The organism is Rhizobium sp. LjRoot254, from assembly GCF_964254105.1.
In the GTDB taxonomy this organism is placed as follows: Bacteria; Pseudomonadota; Alphaproteobacteria; order Rhizobiales; family Rhizobiaceae; genus Rhizobium_E.
Map to the genome: position 1 here is coordinate 527,042 of NZ_CAXUSM020000001.1, position 19,637 is coordinate 546,678.

A 19,637-nucleotide genomic window follows, 5' to 3' on the forward strand; every position below is an offset into this window, starting at 1 on the left:
GCAATTCTGGAAAGGACAAGCCATGTCTTCCCTGGATACAGAACATGCGGGCGCGCTGGGGCTCTCACGCCAGCGAACGGACTGGGGCCAAGCCGCGTCGCGGCTGGTGGCCGGTGCATCGAGCCAGTTCTTCTCGCGCTACGCACTTCTGGTCGGCTTTCTCGTGCTCTGGCAGGTAGCACCGGCGCTCGGCTGGACCAATCCCGCGGTGCTGCCGCCGCTCGACCAGATCGTGACGGCGCTCTTCAAGGGCGTGTTCGGCGGTCCGCTGCTCGGCGATATCGCCATCAGCCTGCAACGGGCCGGCATCGCGTTTGGTACGGCGGTCGTGATCGGCGTGCCGCTCGGACTGCTGATGGGGCAGATGCGCGGGGTCGAGCGCAGCCTCGATCCGATCCTGCAACTGTTCCGGCAGACCTCGGCACTGGCACTTTATCCCGTGTTCATCCTGCTCCTCGGGCTGGGCGAGACATCGAAGGTGTTCGTGATCTTCTGGGCGACGCTGTTTCCGGTGCTGCTGGCGACCACCGGCGGCGTCAAGCAGGTCGATGGCAAGCTGATCGAGATGGCGCGGGTCTATGGCGCCAACCGGCTGACCGTGTTCCGGCGGGTCGTGCTGCCCGGTGCGCTTCCCTCAATCTTCGTCGGCCTGCGCCTGAGCGCCACCACATCGCTCCTGCTGCTGATCGCGGCCGAGATGATCGGCGCCAACAAGGGCGTCGGTTTCCAGGTGATGAATGCGCAGTACAATTTCCAGATTCCCCTGATGTTCGCCGCGATCCTGCTGCTCGCCGGGCTGGGGCTGACGGCGAACTATGCGCTCGTCACGCTCCAGAAGCGGCTTTGCCGGTGGAGCGACATCAAGGGCTGACCAATTCTCTCAACACTCTCACAGAGGTGACGATATGAACATTTCCCGACGCGGTTTTTCGAAACTCCTGGCGTCCGCAAGCCTGCTTCCGCTGGTCGGCTCCGCTGGCCTGGTACATGCAAGCCAGCCCGAACCGGTGACGCTGCGCTATCTCGCGAGCCAGGGTGGGCTCGCCGCGCATGAACTTGCCGATGCGCTCGGCTATTTCGACAATACCGGCATCAAGCTCGAGAACAAGGGCTATGCCGCGGGCGGGCCGGCCTCGCTCTTTGCGCTCGCATCCGGCGATATCGAGATCGGCAGTGCCGCGACGGCTGCGGTGCTCAATTCGATCGCGGGCGGCAATGATTTCGTCGCGGCCTATCCGAGCAACGGCATCACCAAGGATGTCGAGAGCATTTTCTACGTGCTGGAGGGCAGCCCGATCAAATCGATCAAGGATCTTGTCGGCAAGACGATTGCGGTCAATACGCTCGGCGCGCATCTCGATTATACCGTGCGCGAGGCGCTGCATGCCGCAGGCCTGCCCGAGGATGCGGCCAAGCTCGTCGTCGTGCCCGGACCGCAGCTCGAACAGGTGTTGCGCTCGGAACAGGTGGATGTCGCAGCCTTCGGATACTGGCAATCGACCTTCGAGGGCGTCGCCCGCAAGAACGGCGGTTTGCGCAAGGTGTTCAGCGATACCGAGGTGCTCGGCGAGATCGCCGGCGGCTTCGTGGTGCTGCGTCGCGACTGGATCGGCGAGCATCCGCAGGCTGCCAAGACATTCGTGGAGCAATCGGCAAAGGCGCTGGATTATGCCCGCGAGAACCCGGATGAGACCAAGAAGCTGATCGCCGAGGTGCTGGCGACACGGGGCGAGAACCCTGACATCGCCCAGTATTTCGCTGGTTATGGCGTCCGCGCCGGCGGCTTGCCGGTAGAGCGCGACCTGCAGTTCTGGATCGATGTGCTGGTGCGCGGCGGCACGTTGAAGGAAGGCCAGATCAAGGTCGCCGACGTGCTGTTCGATCCGGCCAAGCTGGCCGGCGCGGTCAATTGAGGCCCGACATGACGGACGCCCATCTGGCACAACGCGGCGATGTCGCGATCAGCAACCTCTCCAAGACCTTCGCGATCAACGGCCGCAGCCTCAACGTGCTGCGCGACCTCAACCTTAGGATCGAGGGTGGCGAAAGCCTCGCTATCGTCGGTGCCAGCGGTTCGGGCAAGACGACGCTTCTCCGCATTCTCGCTGGACTGGAAGAGGCCGACAGCGGCCATGTCTCGATCGACGGAAGGCCGATCGACGGGGTGGGCACCGAACGCGCGGTGATCTTCCAGGAACCGAGGCTGCTGCCCTGGTTGAGCGTCGAGGACAATGTCGCGTTTCCGCTTGAAGTTCGCGGCATTCATGGCAGGGAGGCCCGCAGCCTGGCGGACCGCTATATAAGGCTGGTGGGGCTTGGCGAATTCTCGACCGCTCTGCCCTCGCAACTCTCGGGCGGCATGGCCCAGCGCGTCGGCATCGCCCGGGCGCTTGCCGTGCAGCCTGAGATCCTGCTGCTCGACGAGCCGTTCGGCGCGCTCGATGCGATGACCAAGATCACCATGCAGGAAGAACTGTCGCGCATCTGGCGGGAGGAAAAGGTGACGATGATCCTGGTGACGCATGACCTGGAAGAGGCGATCTATCTGGCGGATCGCGTACTCATCCTGCCCAAGGAGCGGGACGGGCGCCCGCGGGAAATCGAGATCGACCTGCCACGGCCGAGAGACCGGAGCGAAGCCCGCTTCGTCAGGTTCCGCCAGGAGCTTCTTGCGGAGTTCGGGCTGCATTGAGCGGTCGCGCCGGCGGTGTCTCCTCCCGATGCCGCCGGCGAAATCTCCCTTGAGCCTGTCAACACCAGTTGAACACAGCGTTCTGATTCCGTCGATTGAGGACGCCGGTGACAGGGCATACGGTGCGGCCATTCAACCCAGGGGAGACTGATATGGCCAAGCCTAAAATTGCAATTATAATCAGCAGCATACGCGGCAACCGCTTCGGTGACAAACCGGCGGCATGGGTGCATGACATCGCCTCGGCACGGGACGATATCGATACCGAGATCGTCGATCTCAAGGAATGGCCGTTGCCGTTCTTCGACGAGGTCGCTTCGAACGCCTGGGCGCCGACCCAGAACGAGGTCGGTCAGCGCTGGCAGAAGAAGGTTGCCGAGTTCGATGGCTATATTTTCGTCATCGCGGAATACAATCGTTCGATCACGGCGCCGATGAAGAACGCCTTCGATTTCGCCTATCCCGAATGGAACAAGAAGCCCGCTGCAGTCGTCGGCTACGGCAGCGTGGGCGCGGCCCGTGCCGCCGAGCATCTCCGGACGATCGCCATTGAACTGCAGATGGCGCCGACTCGCAGCGGCGTCCATATCGGCGGCGGCGATTTCATGGCGGTCTGGCAGCAGGGCAAGAACCTGCGCGAACTCGCCCATATCGAGGCCGGCATCAAGACCTTGCTGGACGAGCTCGTCTGGTGGGCCAATGCGTTGAAGACGGCGCGCGCGGCGGGTTGATGTAACCGTCACGAATAGCGGCGCCGGAAGCGTTCCGGCGCCGTTTTTGTTTCATAGGTCGGGTCCCTATTTCACAATGAAGCGCTCTAAGGGCTCAAATGTATGCGGCGTTTCGTGCTTGCCTTTCCGCAACCTGTGGATATGCTCGCTCCGGTTGACGGCGGCCGGGCACAGGACGTGCTTGCAGCAATTTTCAGTTCGTCTCGGGAGAGTTCAAAATGGCAGTCAGTGGGCAGCTTTGGTATCTGACACAGGGCAATGGCGGCGAAACGGCGCTGGTTCGCATCAATGACGATGGAACTGAAAGCACGATCGTCGTCAGTGGCGCCGCAAATCTCGGTACCTCGTTTCCGCAGGAGATCGTGCTCGACCCCGCCACCGGATATTACTTCGTGCTCTCCAACAGTGGTGGTGTGCTCGGAGACACCGCGGTTCTGTTGCGCGGCAATATCAACAGCGGCGCCGCACCCACGCTGGTGGTCGATTTCCCCGATAGCGTCATCGTCAACACGATGCAGATCGATCCTTATACGAACAAGATTTATGTCGGCTATCAGGATGGCAGCGGATCGGTGCCGGCGAACACGGGCATCAAGGTCTACAACTACAATCCGACGACGGGCGCTACGACCGATGGCGGGTTCATCACGACATCAGCGACGGACACGCGCGGGCAGGAAGGCGGGTTCGATCTTCTTGATCCCCGCGATTTCGCGCTGAACAGCTCAACCAACACGCTTTACTACACGGAATTGCTGAACGGTGGCGCCAACTCGATCGGGCTCTTCAGACTGGATCTTGCCAGCCCCAACACCACGGTGCAACTCGTCAGCCAGGCGCAGTTTCCCGACAATGGCAGCAATGGCTTTATCGTCGATGTCGAAGTCGATGCGTCCAACAACAAGGTCTACTTTACGACCGAGTCGCAGAATCCATCTCCTGGCGCGACCTTCAATGCCAGCCAGAATGCAATCTGGTGGATTGCCGGCGATGCCGCCAACGGAACAGCCGCGAAGGTAACCTTGACCGGCTTCGCCGACGCCGCGCTCTTCTATCCGGGCGACATGACTTTCGATCCCGCGACCCGCCAGATCTATGTCGAGTCCGAACAGGGCGGTGGTGTCGAAACCGACGATGTCATCTATGTTTTCCAGCTCGATGCCGCCGGCACGGCCGCCAGCTATGTCAAGACGATCTCGCCCGGCCTGACCGGGGCGGGCGCCAACATCGGCGGCATCTTCTACGACAACCTGCCGGAGCTTGCGATTTCGTCGAACACGGCGAATGCGGTGGAGCAGACCAATCACCAGGTTCTGATTGCCGATCCTACCATCACCGATATCGACGGCGATCATCTTGCGAGCGCGACCGTCAAGCTCGGCGGCAGTTTTCTCGGCAGCGGGGACCAACTGTCCGTCGCCGGAACCACCAGCGGCCTGATCGGCGGCACCAATATCACGGTGACGATTACCACCGACGGCAGCGGCAACCAGACGCTGACGCTCACCGGCTATGATACAGTCGCCCATTATCAGCAGGTGCTGGGCGATATCCGATACAATCCCAACGGCGACAATCCCACCAACCATGGCGCCAACGCGACCCGGACGGTGACTTGGCAGGTCAATGACGGAGCGGCAGGCAATCCCACTGGTGTCAATTCCGGCCAGCACACGATCACGATCGATGCGGTCAACGACGCCCCAATCCTGACGGGAGACCTGGCGGCGACGGTTCTGGAGGGCGACGGCTATACGCTGGGCGCTGCCGATCTTGGCTATACCGACACCGATGACGTCGCGGCTGGGATCACCTTCACGGTGTCCGGCATTGCCAACGGGACACTGCTGGTCAACGACGTTGAGGCCTCCGGCTTCACCGGGGCGCAGCTTGCGGGCGGGCTGGTGAAATTTGTCCATGACGGCGGCGAGACCGTGACCGGTTCTTTCGACGTCGTGGTTGAAGACGGCGATGAGGATGGCTCGACGCCCGTTGCCTCGACTTTCAATTTCACAGTGACGCCCGTCAACGACGCGCCTGTCCTGACCGGCGATCTCGCGGCGAGCGTTCCGGAGGGCGGGGGCTATCAGCTGACGACGGCCGACCTGGGCTATACCGACTCGGACGACAGTGCGGGCGGTGTCACCTTCACAGTCTCCAGCCTCGTCAACGGCACGATACTGGTCAGCGGTTCCGCGCTCACCAGCTTCACCGGCGCCCAGCTTGCGGCAGGATTGGTGACTTTCCTGCACGACGGCAGCCAAACCACGACCGGGTCATTCAATGTCAGCGTCGAAGACGGCAACGAGGACGGTTCGGCGCCTGTCGCGCAGACGTTCAATTTCACGGTGGCACCGCCGAACACCCCTCCAGTCCTGACCGGCGATCTTGCGGCCACCGTGCTGGAAGGCGGCAGCTATATACTTGTCGCCGCTGATCTTGGTTATACCGATGCTGAAGATACAGATGCTGGAGTGACCTTCACGGTCTCCAGTCTGATCAATGGCACGCTGCTGGTCGATGGCGCCACCGCGACAAGCTTCACGGGCGCACAGCTTGCCTCGGGATTGGTGGCATTCAACCACGACGGCTCGGAGACGGCGATGGGGTCATTCGACGTCGTGGTCGAAGACGGCGACGAGGATGGTTCGACGCCCGTCGCATCGACCTTCAATTTCGCGGTCACCGCAGTCAACGATGCCCCAACCGGCACCGACAAGACGGTCACGGTCAACGAGGACACATCCTATACGTTCTCGCAGGCGGACTTCGGATTTGGCGACGGCGAAGGCGATGAATTGTCGGCGGTCGTGATAACGACGCTTTCAACTGCGGGAACGCTGAAGCTGGACGGGGTCAATGTGGTCGCGGGACAGGTCATTGCGGCCGGCGATATCGACGAACTCACCTGGAAGGCTGCCAAGGACGCGAACGGCGACGATTATGCGGCGTTCACCTTCCAGGTCGTCGATGACGGTGGTGAGGCGAACGGCGGCGAGAACACCGATGCCGACCCGGACACGATAACCTTCGACGTCACCGAGGTCGTCGACCGGATTAACGGGAACAGACGCAACAACAAACTCGTCGGCACCGATGGAGACGACATTCTCAACGGCAAAGCGGGCAATGACAAGCTGAGGGGCGGGCTTGGCGAGGACATCTTCCTGTTCAAGAAGGGCCATGACCGTGACACCATCGCCGATTTCGACGCGACGGATGCCGACCACGATACGCTCAACCTTTCGGGCGTCAATACGATCAAGTCATTCGACGACCTGATGGCCCATCACGTCACCGAGGGCGCCCTCGGTGTTGTCATCAACGGATTGCATGGCGACAGGATTCTTCTCAGGAATGTCGATCTTGCCGACCTCGATGCGGGTGACTTCATAATCCTGTAGGCATGCCGTGCCGACGACCGCGTTGGATTTTGGGGCGCCGGCAAACGCCCCTATTTCACGCTGCCGGCCGTCATGCCCTTGATGATGTAGCGTTCGAGCACGATGCCGATCACCACCAGCGGCGCGATGGCTGCGGCCGAAAGTGCTGCCATCGACCACCAGTTGATGCCCTGCGAGCCGGTCTGGCTTGCGACCATGACGGGCAGCGTCTTGCCGTGGGTGGCGGTGAGCAGCGCCGCGAAGAAATACTCGTTCCAGCAGAGCACCAGCGCCAGGATGAAGGCCGCGACCATGCCGGGGGCGGCGAGCGGGAAGACGATGCGGAAGAAGGCGCCCCAGATGGAGAGGCCGTCGACGAGAGCTGCTTCCTCGAGCTCGATCGGGATACCGCCGAACTGGTCGCGCATGATCCAGATGACGATCGGCAGCACCATCAGCGTATAGAGCAGGATCAATCCGACCGTGGTGTCGAGCAGTGCGAGTTCCTTGTAGAGGACGAGGAAGGGCAGGGCCAATACGACCGGCGGCAGGATGAGCTGCGACAGGAAGAAGAACGAAATGTCCTTGTTGCGCATCCAGCCGATCTTGTAGGCGAAGCGGGAGAGGCCATAGGCCGCGAGCGAACCGATCAGCACCGCGAGCAACGAGGCGCTGACCGAGGTGATGACGCTGTTGAAGAAGCGGCCGATGAATTCGCTGCGGACGGTGGAAGGCCGCCCGATCGTATCCGGCGACAGGCCGAGCGAGCGCCAGCCGAGCCAGTTGGGATTGTAGCCGACCCAAGGCACGATGGCGCCCTTCTGCACGTCCTTGGCGACCTTGAACGAGGTGGTGACCGTCCAGTAGATCGGAAACAGGCAGACGATGGCCCATAGCGACAGCGCGCCATAGATGAAGATGCGGGAAAAATCGAACCTGGCGGGTGGGTTCCCGATCTGGTCGTCGATGCTCACGTTGGGCAGTGTCTCGGCGGTGACGGTCACGGTTCGAACTTCCTATTCATTGCTGTTCGCGATGGTCCACCTGCTCGCGAGCTTCAGGAGCCCGGTGATGAACAGGATGATGATCACGAGATAGACGAAGGCGAGCATGGTGCCGTAGCCGACATTCGATCGCTCGCGATATTCGCGGTAGATGAAGCTGGTGACGGTGTCGGTCGCGCCGCCAGGTCCGCCCGAGGTGACGTTGATGACGATATCGGCGAGCTTCAGCTTGAAGATGATGCGGAGGATGATGGCGGTGATGGAGACCGGCAGCATCAGGGGGAAGGTGATCTTCCAGAACGCCTGCCAGGGGTTCGCGCCATCGACGCGGGCGGCCTCCTGCACTTCCTTCGGCATGGCCTGGAGGCCGGCGAGCAGCATGATCATCATGAAGGGAATGTAGGTCCAGGCATCCATCATCATGATCGAGATGCGGGCGATGACCGGATTGGTGAAGAAGGCGGGCTGCGACCAGCCGAGTTCGCGGGCAAGCGTCGCGAGCGGCCCGAAACGATACTCGCCGAGCGACTTGCCGATCATCCATGACACCGCGACCGGCGACAGCATGAAGGGCAGGAGGAAGGCGACCCGGAAGAATTTGCGCGCCCGGATCTCGGCATTGAGCAGCAGCGCCAGGCCGAAGGCGATCGCATATTCGACGATCACCGCGGCCGAGTAATAGAACATGTTGATCAGCGCGTTCCAGAAATAGGGATCGTGCCACATCTGGACGAGGTTGTCGGTGCCGTTGAAATGCTGGCCCTCGAAGGCCGAGAGGTTCCAGTCGGTGAATGCGATGTAGAGCCCGAACAGGGTCGGGAATATCACCATGAAGACGGTGAAGAGAAAGGCAGGCAGGATGAACAGCAGCTTCTTGCCGGCTTCGCCACGGATGATCACTTGCGAAACGCAAAGGCCGAGACACCAGATGACGATCGCATAGAGCGCGGGCTGCCAGTTGGCGAAACCGAATTCCAGCTTGCCGGCGACATGCAGCGACTGGATGAGGAAGGTGCCGAGCAGAAGGACCGTAGCGCCCCAGAAGATCAGCTTGCCGAGCCGCTTGCGGCTGGCCGGGATCTCCTCGTCGGTGTTGACGGTGTAGAGCCTATCGATCAACAGGTCCTTGTCTGCCATGTATTTTAAGTCCCGTTGGTTCCGGCTGTTAGCGCCGGAGGATATTAGCATTCTCGCTTAAGACAACAAGAAGGCTGCCGCGGTCGGGGCCGCCTTCCTGCGTATTGGTGGCACAGGCCGCCCCAAACCCGCGACGTCATCCTCGGGCTTGTCCCGAGGATCTGGTGCCGGTCCCGTATGCCACTCACGAAGCATCCGGATCGAGCGTTACCAGATGCTCGGGACAAGCCCGAGCATGACGTTGGAGAGCTTTGCCGGCAACCAAGAGGCCGGCGACTCCTGCCGCCGGCCTCCAATTTGAACCGTCACGCCTTACAGGCCAAGCGAGGCCTTGTAGAGCGCGACCTGCTTTTCGCGGCCGATCTGGTCGGTCAGCTTTTCCCACGCGGCGGCGATATTGTCGGCGCCCTGCTGGGCGGACATCTGGCCGGCGAAGATCTTCGCCAGTTCGTCTTCCGCGATCGAGTAATACTGGAAGATACCCGGGATACGGGGCTCGATCGCAGCATTCGGATGGTTGTAGGAATCCTTTTCCGAGTTCAGGTAGGACGTGATGAAGGCTTCGTCGTAACCTGCCGCGACCCATTCCGGAATGTTGAAATGCGAGTTGCGGTAAGGCTGCATGCCTGAGGGGTAGGCAGCCGTCCAGAGCGAGATGTCCTTGCCGCCGAGGTGCGCTGCAGCCGACCATGCGGCCTTCTGCTTGACCGGATCGGAATCGACGCGGGCCATGACGTAAACGCCCCAGCCGATATAGGCCATGTTCGGTGCGTAGTTGGGGCCCGATGCGAGCTTGTCCCACTGGCCGGTCTTGGCGTTGTAGACATCGTCCGAACCCGGAAGGATCGAGAAGCCGACGGTTTCGCCGACGACCGAGCTGTCGGACGTCTTGGACATCGAGCCGACGTCACCCCACCATGCGACCATCGAGCCGGTGCCGGCCAGGAACTGCTGGAAGGCAGTCGTGCCCGGATCGGCATTGAGCTGGTCGGCCGGTTCGGACGGCAGCGCGTCGATGACGTCCTGGATGGTGCGAACCCAGGCCGGGTTGTTGATGCGCGGCTTCATCGTGTCGGCGTCGAACAGCCATGCCTTGTCGTCCGGATGCTTGGCATAGGCCGAAGCCCGCGAGGCGAGGAAGTAGAAGCCGAAGCCGCCCCAGCCCTTGGGTGCATCGAGATAGCCGTAGAGATCCTGGCCATCGAGCTGCTTGCCCTTGAGGAACTTGGTGACTTCCTGCACCTTCTGCCAGGTGTTGGGAACGCCGAAATCGCCCTCGTGGCCTTCGTCCTTCCAGGCTTTCGCGAGGTCGGCAGAAGCGAACACGTCGGTGCGGTAGTTGAAGTTGTGGCAATCGCCGTCAACCGAGATGCGGTAGGTCTTACCGTCCCAGGTGCCGACCGGCGCCTTGAGGTAGCCGACATAGTCGTCCATGTCGATCTGGGTCTTGACCCAATCCGGCATGACCGATGCAAGGCCCTTGCCGCAGACGTCGCCTTCGAAAGGCGCGCCCATTTCGGCAATGTCGAAATCGACGGTGCCGGTGGCGATCGATTGCTGCAGGCGGGCGTTATAGTCCGCCTGTGCCAGGTCGATCCAGTTGATCTTGGCGCCGGTATACTGCTCCCACGCATAAAGCAGGCCGCGGAACAGAACGTTGTGAAGGTTCTGGTTGTTGAGGCCCATGAACGAGAGCTCGACGCCCTTGAATTCACCTTCCTTGATGCTTGCCTTGGTCGCGCCGAGGCACATTTCACCGACCTTCTGCCAGTCGGCATCCGTCGGCGAACCAGCGCCGACGCCCGGAACCTTGAGCAGTGCCGCGCGGTCCACGGCCTGTGCATAGGCCGGGCCGGCGAGGCCTACCATCGACGAGCTCATCGCCGCCGTTGCGGCAATGCCTGCTGCGCCCTTCATCAAGCCGCGACGGCTGATGGATTGCATCGCTAGAAGTTCATAAAGATCGACTTTCACGCCTTATCCTCCCGTTAAGGTTGTCAAGACAGGGCACATTCTCCCGCGCACCCCACCTGTCGCCGGCAGTCTTGCACAGCAATCCTGCCTCGCGCAAATTGTATTTTATCGTCCTAGAAAAGGACAACCGAAGCAATTTCTTACGCGTCTCCAATGGCTGTCTTCATGCCCTGGTAAGAAACAAAGTAAACCCTTTTACCAAAATGCGTCAATGGCGATTTTTCCCAAGCGCCTCACCGCATTGCAGCATTTGCGTTGCGTCGCGGCAATGGCGGACTTCAAAACCAGTGGACAAGCTTTCTCCCCTCGGTTAGAGGACATTGGGAGGCCCGGCGGGAGAACCGGCAAACCGGGCAGGAAGAACGAGGCCGCCGCGCGATCAAGCTACAACCATATGTAGCAATTGCGAATGGCAATCTTGAGGTTCAGACACGGACGCAAAGGTCCGGGGGAGAGGGGATGTCACAGGTTCTGGTGCGCGATGTGCGCAAGGCGTATGGCGCCTTGGAGATCATCCATGGTGTCAATATCGATATCGCGGATGGCGAGTTCGTGGTGCTGGTCGGCCCGTCCGGATGCGGAAAATCCACGCTTTTGCGCATGATAGCCGGGCTTGAGAGCATTACCGGCGGCAAGATCCTGATCGGCGACAAGGTCGTCAACAATGTGCCGCCCTCAGACCGCGACATTGCCATGGTCTTCCAGTCCTATGCGCTCTACCCGCATATGAAGGTGAAGGACAACATGGCCTTCTCGCTTAAGCTGAAGAAGACCGATCCCGCTGTGGTGGAAGAACGCGTCAAATCGGCGGCCAACATCCTCGGCCTGACGCCCTATCTCGATCGTTACCCGCGCCAATTGTCCGGCGGCCAGCGCCAGCGCGTGGCCATGGGCCGCGCCATCGTGCGCAATCCACAGGTCTTCCTGTTCGACGAACCGCTCTCCAATCTCGACGCCAAACTGCGCGTGCAGATGCGAACGGAAATCAAGGAACTGCACCAGCGGCTGAAGACGACGACCGTCTATGTGACGCATGACCAGGTGGAAGCCATGACCATGGCCGACCGCATCGTGGTGCTGCAGGACGGCAATGTCGAGCAGGTCGGCGCGCCGCTCGATCTCTACGACAACCCGGCGAACCTGTTCGTCGCGACCTTCATCGGTTCGCCCTCGATGAACCTGATCAAGGGCAAGGCGAAGATTATCAACGGCGAGGTTTTCGTCGATGCGGGCGGCACGCTGCTGCCTGCGGGCACCAAGCATCAGGTTGCCGAGGGCCAGGATGTCACCTACGGCATCCGCCCCGAGCATATCGAACTCGCCGAGGATGGCTTCGAGGCAAAGGTGGGCGTGATCGAGCCGACCGGCTCGGAAACCATGGTGTTCGTCCATGCCGGCGGCAATGACTTGCTGGTGCTGTTCCGCGAGCGGCACACCTTTACCACCGGCCAGACGATCAAGCTCAAGCCGCGCAAGGATGCGGCGCATATTTTCGACACCGCGACCGGTAAGCGGATCTGACATTCGATAGCACTTTGTTTGTCGCAGGTTTTTAAGCGGAGAACCGCGTTACACTTTTCCGAAACCTGCTTGGGAGGACACTATGCTCAAGAACATCTCGCCGCTGCTCAACGCCGATGTGCTCTATGCACTGAAGGCCATGGGGCATGGCGACTATTTGATCCTGTCGGACACCAATTTCCCCGCCGATTCCATCGCCCGCCAGACTGTGCTCGGCGAGCTGCTGAGGATGGAGAACACGACATCGGCCGAGGCGGCCGCTGCGATTCTGTCGCTAATGCCGCTCGATACGTTCATCGACAATGCCGCCGAGCGGATGGAAATCGTCGGCTCGCCCGATGAACTGCCCGCCGTGCAGCAGGAGGTGCAGGCTGCCATCGACAAGGCCGAGGGTAAGTCCTGGCCGCTGAAATCGATTGAGCGCTTCGCCTTCTACGAGAAGGCGAAGAAGGCCTATTGCGTGATCCAGACCGGCGAGCGCCGCTTCTATGGCTGCTTCGTGCTGACAAAGGGCGTGATCCCGCCGGATGCCCAGTGAAGTGAAATGAAGTGAGGTTGATGCGATGAGCCACGACATCGTCATTCTCGGCGTCTTCGTTGCCGACACCGCCTATCGCGCCGCCCGCCAGCCGAAGATGGGCGAGACCCTGCTCGGCAACGGCTTTGCGCTCGGCCCGGGCGGCAAGGGCTCCAACCAGGCGGTTGCGGCGGCCAAGGCCGGCGGCGACACGGCGTTCCTCTCCAAGCTCGGCGACGATGCTTTCGCCGACATGGCGATGAAGACATGGGACGAGGCGGGCGTGCATCCCGTCGTCAGCCGCGACAAATCGAGCTATACGGGTGCCGCCTATATCTTCGTCGAGGAAGGCACCGGCAACAACGCGATCATCGTTTCGCCGGGTGCGGCCGCGACCATCTCGCCCGCCGACATGGATGCGCAGGCCGACCTTATCGGTGGCGCCAAAGTCTTCGTCACACAGTTGGAACAACCGCTTGATGCGGCCGTGCGGGCGCTGGAGATCGCGCGGGCTGGAGGGGCCGCGACGGTCCTCAATCCGGCGCCCGCACAGAAACTCGACAGTCAAGTGTTCGCGCTCTGCGACTACGTGACCCCGAACGAGACCGAGACCGAGATATTGACCGGCCTGCCGGTGACCAATGTCGAGGAAGCCAGGGTCGCGGCAGCGCGGCTGCTGGAACTCGGCGTCAAGACCGCGATCATCACGCTCGGCGAAAAGGGCGCGCTCTATCACAGCGCCACCGAGAGCGTGCTGGTGGCGCCGTTCAACGCCGGGCCGGTGAAGGAAACCACGGGCGCGGGCGATGCCTTCAACGGCGGCTTCGCGGCGGCGCTGTCGAAGGGCATGACGCCGCTGGAGGCAGTGCGCTTCGGTTCGGCCGTGGCGGGGATTTCGGTGACGCGGGCGGGGACGGCGCCGTCGATGCCGGATCTCGCCGAGGTCGAGGCGTTGCTGGCGCGGGGGTGATATCCGCCTCTTGGGCAATCCATCCCAGCTTGCAACGGACCTGATCAATTTGCGAGGAGATGCCGCGATCTCCCGCCGCTGCTACAGCGCGAAATCCCCCGCCGTCAGCTTCATCGCGTCATCGAGATGGATGGCGAAATCGGCGCGTTTGTCGCCGTCGGTGTCGCCGTAGATGTAGGTGTCGCTTTTGAGCTTCTCGTAGCGCAGTTCGCCCTCGTGGCCGGTGAAGGCCCTGGTGTTGATGAACTTGAAGGCCTGGTCGTTATCAGGGGTCTCGCGGGCGTCGATCAGGTGCAGGTCGATCTGGTCGGCGTGGGTCATGTCGAGGATTATGTCGGCCCTGGCTTTGGTCTTTCCGGTTTCGTCGGTCAGGAACAGGAATGTGTCGGCGCCCTTGCCGCCGGTCATCCGGTCGCGGCCGATGCCGCCATCGATGATGTCGCCGCCATTGAGGCCCTTGAGCGTGTCGTCGCCATCCTCGCCGGAAATGGTCTCGCTCCAGTTGGTGCCGGAGAGGGTCTCGGCATCCACCGTGCCGATGCGGTCGGGTGCATAGTGCCGCTGGTAGACGCCGCGGTTGCTGCCGTCCTGGTCCTCGGAAGTCCAACTGACCACCCAGCTGCCGTCATCGTGCGCTGTGAGCCCCCGGCTGAATTGATAATCGGTGGTAAAGAGGTTGACCAGCGTCTCCGTGCCGGCGGCGGCGCCATCGGCGTCATAGCGCTGCTGGTAGACGCCAGTCTCGCTGCCGTCCTGACCGTCGGAATCCCACGTGACCACCCAGCCGCCATCGGCAAGCGCGGCGATTGAAGGCCCTTCCTGCTCGCCCGTGGTGTAGGTGTTGACCTGTGTCTCGACCCCGACGGTTGCGCCATCGGCGCCATAGCGCTGCAGATAGATGCCTGCGCCTGAACCATCCTGACCGTCCGAGCGCCATGCCACCACCCAGCCGCCATCGACGAGCGCGGCAACGGACGGTTCTCCCTGAAGTCCCGCCGTCGTGGTATTGACCAGCGCATCGGTTTCGACTGTTTCGCCGGCTGCATTGTAGCGCTGCTGGATAACATTATGCCCTTGCTCCGGCTGGTCTAAGCTGTGCCAGGTGACGATCCAGCCGCCATCGGCAAGCACAGCCACGGCCTGCTGCTCCTGGATACCTGTCGTTATGCTGTTAACCTGCGTCTCCGTACCCACGGTTTCACCAGCGGCGTTGTAACGCCGCTGGTAAATACCTTTGTTGTCGCCGTCCTGACCGTCGGAAGACCAGGTCACGATCCAGCCGCCATCGGCAAACGCCGCCGTCTGCGCGAATTCTTGCGTGTTTGTCGTATATGTGTTGACCTTCATCTCCCCGCCGAACACCGAGCCATCGGCATGATACCGTTGCTGGTAGATGCCAGAACCGTCGCCATCCTGTCCGTCGTACGAGGTCCATGCAACCAGCCAGCCACCGTCGGAAAGGGCCGTAACCTCCGGCAATCCTTGTTCGCCCGTCGTGAAGGTATTGACTGCTGTTTCGACCCCCACCATCGTGCCGTCAGCGTCGTATCGCTGCTGATAGATGCCGCCGCCTTCACCGTCCTGCCCGGAGGAGTACCAGGTCGCGATCCAGCCGCCGTCGGCAAGCGCTGCCAGTGATGGCAGGGCTTGGTAGCTGGTCGTGTAGGTGTTGACGCGTGTCTCGTCGCCGGCTGTGGCATTGGATGACATGTTCGCTCCGCTTGTCGCATAGGTTGGGTTCGACCGCGGAGCCTTATCCAAGGCGTGAACGCATGCGTTCTAGCAGGTTCGGCGCGTTTGCACCTGACCTTTTTTGGGTCTATCCGGCATATTTGCGGGCGCGGATGGCTTTTCCCGGCACGGCTACAGCGCGAAATCGTCCGCCTTCAGCTTCATCGCATCATCGAGATGGGTGGCGAAATCGGCGCGTTTGTCGCCGTCGGTGTCGCCGTAGATGTAGGTGTCGCTCTTCAGCTTCTCGTAGCGCAACTCGCCTTCATGGCCGGTGAAATCCTTGGTGCCGATGAACTTGAAGGCCTGGTCGTTATCAGGGGTTTCGCGGGCGTCAATCAGGTGCAGGTCGATCTGGTCGGCGTGGGTCATGTCGAAGATCGTGTCGGCCTTGGCGTTGGTCTTGCCGCTGTCGCCGGACTCGAAGAGGAAGATGTCGCCGGCGGCGCCGCCAAAGAGCCTGTCGCGGCCCTTGCCGCCATCGACGATGTCGATGCCGCCGAAGCCCTTGAGCGTATCGGCGCCGCTGGCGCCTGAGAGCGTCTCGCTCCAGCTGGTGCCGGAAAGCGTCTCGGCGGCTGATGTGCCGATGCGGTCGGGCGCATAGTGGCGCTGGTAGACGCCGAGGCTGCTACCGTCCTGATCGTCGGAAAACCAGGTCACCACCCAGCTGCCATCTTCGAGTGCGGCGACCAACGTGGAATATTGCTCGCCTGTCGTATAGAGGTTGACCAGCGTTTCGCTGCCCGATGCCTCGCCATCGGCGTCATAGCGCTGCTGGTAGACGCCACCGTCGTTGCCGTCCTGGTCATTTGAGTTCCAAACGACCAGCCAGCCGCCGTCGCCAAGCGCGGTGATCGAAGGTAAATACTGTAAGCCGGTGGTATAGGTGTTGACCTGCGTCTCGACGCCGTCCGTCGCGCCCGAAGCATCGTAACGCTGTTGGTAGATGCCCCGGCTGCCGCCGTCCTGGTTCGATGATTCCCACGCCACGACCCAGCCGCCATCGGCCAAAGCGGTCACGGATGAGAATTTTTGATCCGAGGTCGTGAAGGAGTTGACGCGCGTCTCGGAACCCACCGCAGCACCCGCTTCGTTGTAGCGCTGTTGATAGATGTCTTCGCCACTCCCGATCTTGTATGAGTGCCATGTCACCACCCAGCCGCCGCCGGAGAGCGCTGCGATCGACGGTTCGCTCTGACTGAACGTCGTATAGGAATTGACGACGGTCTCCGTGCCGACCGCGACGCCATCGGCATCATAGCGTTGCTGGCTGATGCCAACGCGGTCACCATCGACTTCGTCAGACGACCACGTCACGACCCAGCCGCCATCGGACAGGGCCGTGGTCGACGGCTCCCATTGATAACCCGTGGTGTAGGTGTTGACAAGCGTCTCCACCCCGGATGCGATGCCATCGGCGTCATAGCGCTGCTGATAGATGCCGGAGAGGTCGCTATCCTGGCCATCGGACGCCCACGTCACCACCCAGCCGCCGTCAGCCAATGCCGTGACATTCGCGTCCTCCTGCGCGCCGGTCGTGTGAGTGCTGACATGTATTTCCGCGCCTGCGACCACGCCATCGGCGTCGTAGCGCTGCTGGTAGATGCCCCCATCGTCGCCATCCTGCCCGTTGGACTGCCACGCAACCAGCCAGCCGCCATCGGCAAGCCCGATCACGGACGAGTGCGCCTGGATGCCCGTCGTGAACGTGTTGACGCGAGTTTCGTCGCCGGCTGTCGCATTGGATGTCATGTTTGCTCCGCTTGTCATAAAGGGGGTTCAACCGCGGAGCCTTATCCAGGGCGTGAACAGCAGGGTTCTAGCAAGTCGCTGGTGTGCGCGCCTGACTATTTTTGGGTCTATCCGAGCAGGTTTGCGGGATGAGAGGGCTGGCGCCGCTACAGCGGCCGGCCTGAGCCACCTCCGGCGCATCATGCGCCTGTCACCTGCCGCTGATAGTTGGCGTGGGTTGATATCGACGCCATATTCAGGGGGAAAAGGCCATGACAGACTGTCCTAAGAATTCGTCGCCCGTCATTCGCGATCTGATTGCGCTCAGATCGTCGCGGCGGGCATTCCTGCAAGGTGCCGCGAGCGTCGGGACCATTGCCGCCGGCGGCTTCGTCGGCTCGCTCTTCGCCGGCGAGGGCTTTGCCGCCGCGAGCACGTCGAGCCTCGGCTTTACCGAGCTCAAGCGCGTCTATGACAAGGACATGGCTGTCGCGGACGGTTATTCCGCCCATGTCGTCGCCAAGTGGGGCGACCCGATGACCTCAGCCGGCAAGGCTTTCGCAGGTGTTCCGACCGCCGCCGAACAGGCCGTGTCCTTCGGCTACAATTGCGACTATATCGCCTTCATGTCGCTGCCCAAGGGCTCGCAGAGCTCCGATCACGGCCTGCTCTGCGTCAACAACGAATATATCTCGCCGAACGTGATCTTCCCCGGCATGACCGAGGATGACGCGGGCAAGAAGATGACCAAGGAACAGGTCGATTTCGGCATGGCCGCCATGGGCCATTCGATCGTCGAGATCAAGCTCGGGACCGAGGGCTGGCAGGTCGTGCAGGACAGCGCCTACAATCGCCGCCTGACATTGGAAACGCCGATGGAACTCACCGGTCCCGTGGTCGGCCATGACCTGGTCAAGACCAAGGACGATCCCGAGGGCCGGATGGTCAAGGGAACCAACTACAATTGCGGCGGCGGCGTGACCCCCTGGGGCACGGTGCTGACCTGCGAGGAAGGCGCTTCCGACACGTTCGGCGGCTCCATAGAAGGGCTTCCGGCCAAGGCCCTGCTCGAGCGCTATGGCTTCGACGGCTCCGATTTCTACGGCCGCGCCCGCTTCCACGACCGGTTCGACATGACCAAGGAACCCAATGAGCCGAACCGGTTCGACTGGGTGGTCGAGATCGATCCCTATGCGCCCGATTCCGTGCCGAAAAAGCGCACCGCGCTTGGCCGCATGAGCCATGAGGCCTCGACCGTCGTGCTCAACAAGGATGGCCGCGTGGTCGTCTATATGGGCGACGACGACTATTTCGAATATGTCTATCGCTTCGTCAGCAAGAACGCCTATGACCCGGCCAAGCCCGAATCCGGCAAGGATCTGCTCGACGAAGGCGTGCTCTCGGTCGCGCGCTACAACGAGGATGGAACGCTCGATTGGCTGCCCGTGGTGCATGGCGAAGGGCCGCTGACGACGGAGAAGGGTTTTGCCTCGCAGGCGGATGTGCTGCTGAAGACGCGGCTTGCGGCCGATGCGCTCGGTGCCACGCCGATGGACCGTCCCGAGGATATCGAGACCAACCCGGTCACCGGCCGCGTCTATGCCGTCATGACCAAGAACAAGAAGCGCAAGCAGGACAAGCTCAACCCGGCCAACACGCGGCCGGAAAACCTCTGGGGCCATATTGTCGAGATGATCCCGCCCGGTGGCCGCGGCACGGATGCCGATCACACCGCCGCGAAATACACCTGGGACATTTTCGTGCTCGCCGGCAATCCCTCGGATCCGGCGATCAAGGCGAGTTTCCATCCCGAGACATCCAGCAATGGCTGGTTCGTCTGTCCCGACAATATCAGCTTCGACCCGGCCGGCCGTCTCTGGGTCGCGACCGACGGCGCCAACGATTTCGATCTGCCGGACGGCATCTATGCGGTCGATACCGAAGGCCCGGGCCGCGGCCTGCCGAAACTGTTGTTTACCTGCCCGACCGGCGCCGAGGCCACCGGCCCCTGCTTCACGCCAGATGGCACGACGCTGTTCATCTCCGTCCAGCATCCCGCCGAAAACGCCGAGACGCTCGACAAGGTCGAGACCCTCTGGCCGGATTTCAAGGGTGAACTGCCGCGTCCTTCGGTGATCGCGATCCGCAAGGCCGACGGCGGCGCAATCGGCGCCTGAGGCAAGCGAAGACCAATTGCGCACGCCGCCCCATTCCCGCACAACGCTGTGTCGGGGGATGGGGCG

The 19,637-nt window shown here is 61.9% G+C and carries 14 protein-coding genes; 9 read left to right on the forward strand and 5 right to left on the reverse strand.

All coding sequences use genetic code 11. The features are described 5' to 3' along the window. Window positions 1-22 precede the first annotated feature (22 nt). The 5 genes from ACSQ26_RS02665 to ACSQ26_RS02685 all read left to right on the forward strand — a co-directional run bounded on the left by ACSQ26_RS02665 (window position 23) and on the right by ACSQ26_RS02685 (window position 6,827). Window positions 23-871 (forward strand): ABC transporter permease, encoded by an 849-nt coding sequence (locus ACSQ26_RS02665; RefSeq protein WP_436006017.1) that lies wholly within the window; start codon window positions 23-25, stop codon window positions 869-871. A 34-nt stretch (window positions 872-905) separates the two neighbouring features. Beyond that, on the forward strand, window positions 906-1,913 hold the full coding sequence (locus ACSQ26_RS02670) for an ABC transporter substrate-binding protein (protein ID WP_436006019.1): 1,008 nt from the start codon (window positions 906-908) through the stop codon (window positions 1,911-1,913). Between the two features lie 8 nt (window positions 1,914-1,921). Next, window positions 1,922-2,692, forward strand: a complete 771-nt coding sequence (locus ACSQ26_RS02675; protein ID WP_436006021.1) for an ABC transporter ATP-binding protein — start codon at window positions 1,922-1,924, stop codon at window positions 2,690-2,692. Between the two features lie 152 nt (window positions 2,693-2,844). Continuing rightward, window positions 2,845-3,423, forward strand: coding sequence for an NADPH-dependent FMN reductase (locus tag ACSQ26_RS02680; RefSeq protein ID WP_436006023.1), 579 nt, complete (start codon window positions 2,845-2,847; stop codon window positions 3,421-3,423). Between the two features lie 218 nt (window positions 3,424-3,641). Continuing rightward, window positions 3,642-6,827 carry a cadherin-like domain-containing protein gene (locus ACSQ26_RS02685; protein ID WP_436006025.1) on the forward strand — a complete coding sequence of 1,062 codons (3,186 nt, stop codon included), beginning with the start codon at window positions 3,642-3,644 and terminating at the stop codon, window positions 6,825-6,827. 50 nt (window positions 6,828-6,877) lie between these two features. Here ACSQ26_RS02685 and ACSQ26_RS02690 read toward each other — a convergent pair whose 3' ends face one another. The 3 genes from ACSQ26_RS02690 to ACSQ26_RS02700 all read right to left on the reverse strand — a co-directional run bounded on the left by ACSQ26_RS02690 (window position 6,878) and on the right by ACSQ26_RS02700 (window position 10,921). Next, window positions 6,878-7,780, reverse strand: coding sequence for a carbohydrate ABC transporter permease (locus ACSQ26_RS02690; protein ID WP_436015068.1), 903 nt, complete (start codon window positions 7,778-7,780; stop codon window positions 6,878-6,880). 42 nt (window positions 7,781-7,822) lie between these two features. Then, window positions 7,823-8,947, reverse strand: a complete 1,125-nt coding sequence (locus ACSQ26_RS02695; protein ID WP_436006027.1) for a carbohydrate ABC transporter permease — start codon at window positions 8,945-8,947, stop codon at window positions 7,823-7,825. Between the two features lie 312 nt (window positions 8,948-9,259). Then, window positions 9,260-10,921, reverse strand: a complete 1,662-nt coding sequence (locus tag ACSQ26_RS02700; protein ID WP_436006029.1) for a sugar ABC transporter substrate-binding protein — start codon at window positions 10,919-10,921, stop codon at window positions 9,260-9,262. Between the two features lie 459 nt (window positions 10,922-11,380). Here ACSQ26_RS02700 and ACSQ26_RS02705 point away from each other — a divergent pair, with 459 nt between their 5' ends. The 3 genes from ACSQ26_RS02705 (at window position 11,381) to rbsK (ending at window position 13,929) form a co-directional block, all read left to right on the forward strand. Beyond that, a complete protein-coding gene (locus ACSQ26_RS02705) occupies window positions 11,381-12,442 on the forward strand; it encodes an ABC transporter ATP-binding protein (protein ID WP_436006031.1) in 1,062 nt (353 codons plus the stop codon). A gap of 82 nt (window positions 12,443-12,524) precedes the next feature. Then, window positions 12,525-12,980 (forward strand): RbsD/FucU family protein, encoded by a 456-nt coding sequence (locus ACSQ26_RS02710; RefSeq protein WP_436006033.1) that lies wholly within the window; start codon window positions 12,525-12,527, stop codon window positions 12,978-12,980. Between the two features lie 25 nt (window positions 12,981-13,005). Beyond that, window positions 13,006-13,929 (forward strand): ribokinase, encoded by a 924-nt coding sequence (rbsK, locus tag ACSQ26_RS02715; protein WP_436006035.1) that lies wholly within the window; start codon window positions 13,006-13,008, stop codon window positions 13,927-13,929. 81 nt (window positions 13,930-14,010) lie between these two features. Here the strand turns inward: rbsK and ACSQ26_RS02720 are convergent, their stop codons facing one another. Continuing rightward, on the reverse strand, window positions 14,011-15,639 hold the full coding sequence (locus ACSQ26_RS02720) for a M10 family metallopeptidase C-terminal domain-containing protein (RefSeq protein ID WP_436006037.1): 1,629 nt from the start codon (window positions 15,637-15,639) through the stop codon (window positions 14,011-14,013). A gap of 153 nt (window positions 15,640-15,792) precedes the next feature. Continuing rightward, window positions 15,793-17,415, reverse strand: coding sequence for a calcium-binding protein (locus ACSQ26_RS02725; RefSeq protein WP_436006039.1), 1,623 nt, complete (start codon window positions 17,413-17,415; stop codon window positions 15,793-15,795). 251 nt (window positions 17,416-17,666) lie between these two features. Here ACSQ26_RS02725 and ACSQ26_RS02730 point away from each other — a divergent pair, with 251 nt between their 5' ends. Then, complete coding sequence (locus ACSQ26_RS02730) at window positions 17,667-19,571, forward strand: PhoX family protein (protein ID WP_436006041.1); 1,905 nt, start codon at window positions 17,667-17,669, stop codon at window positions 19,569-19,571. Window positions 19,572-19,637 lie beyond the last annotated feature (66 nt).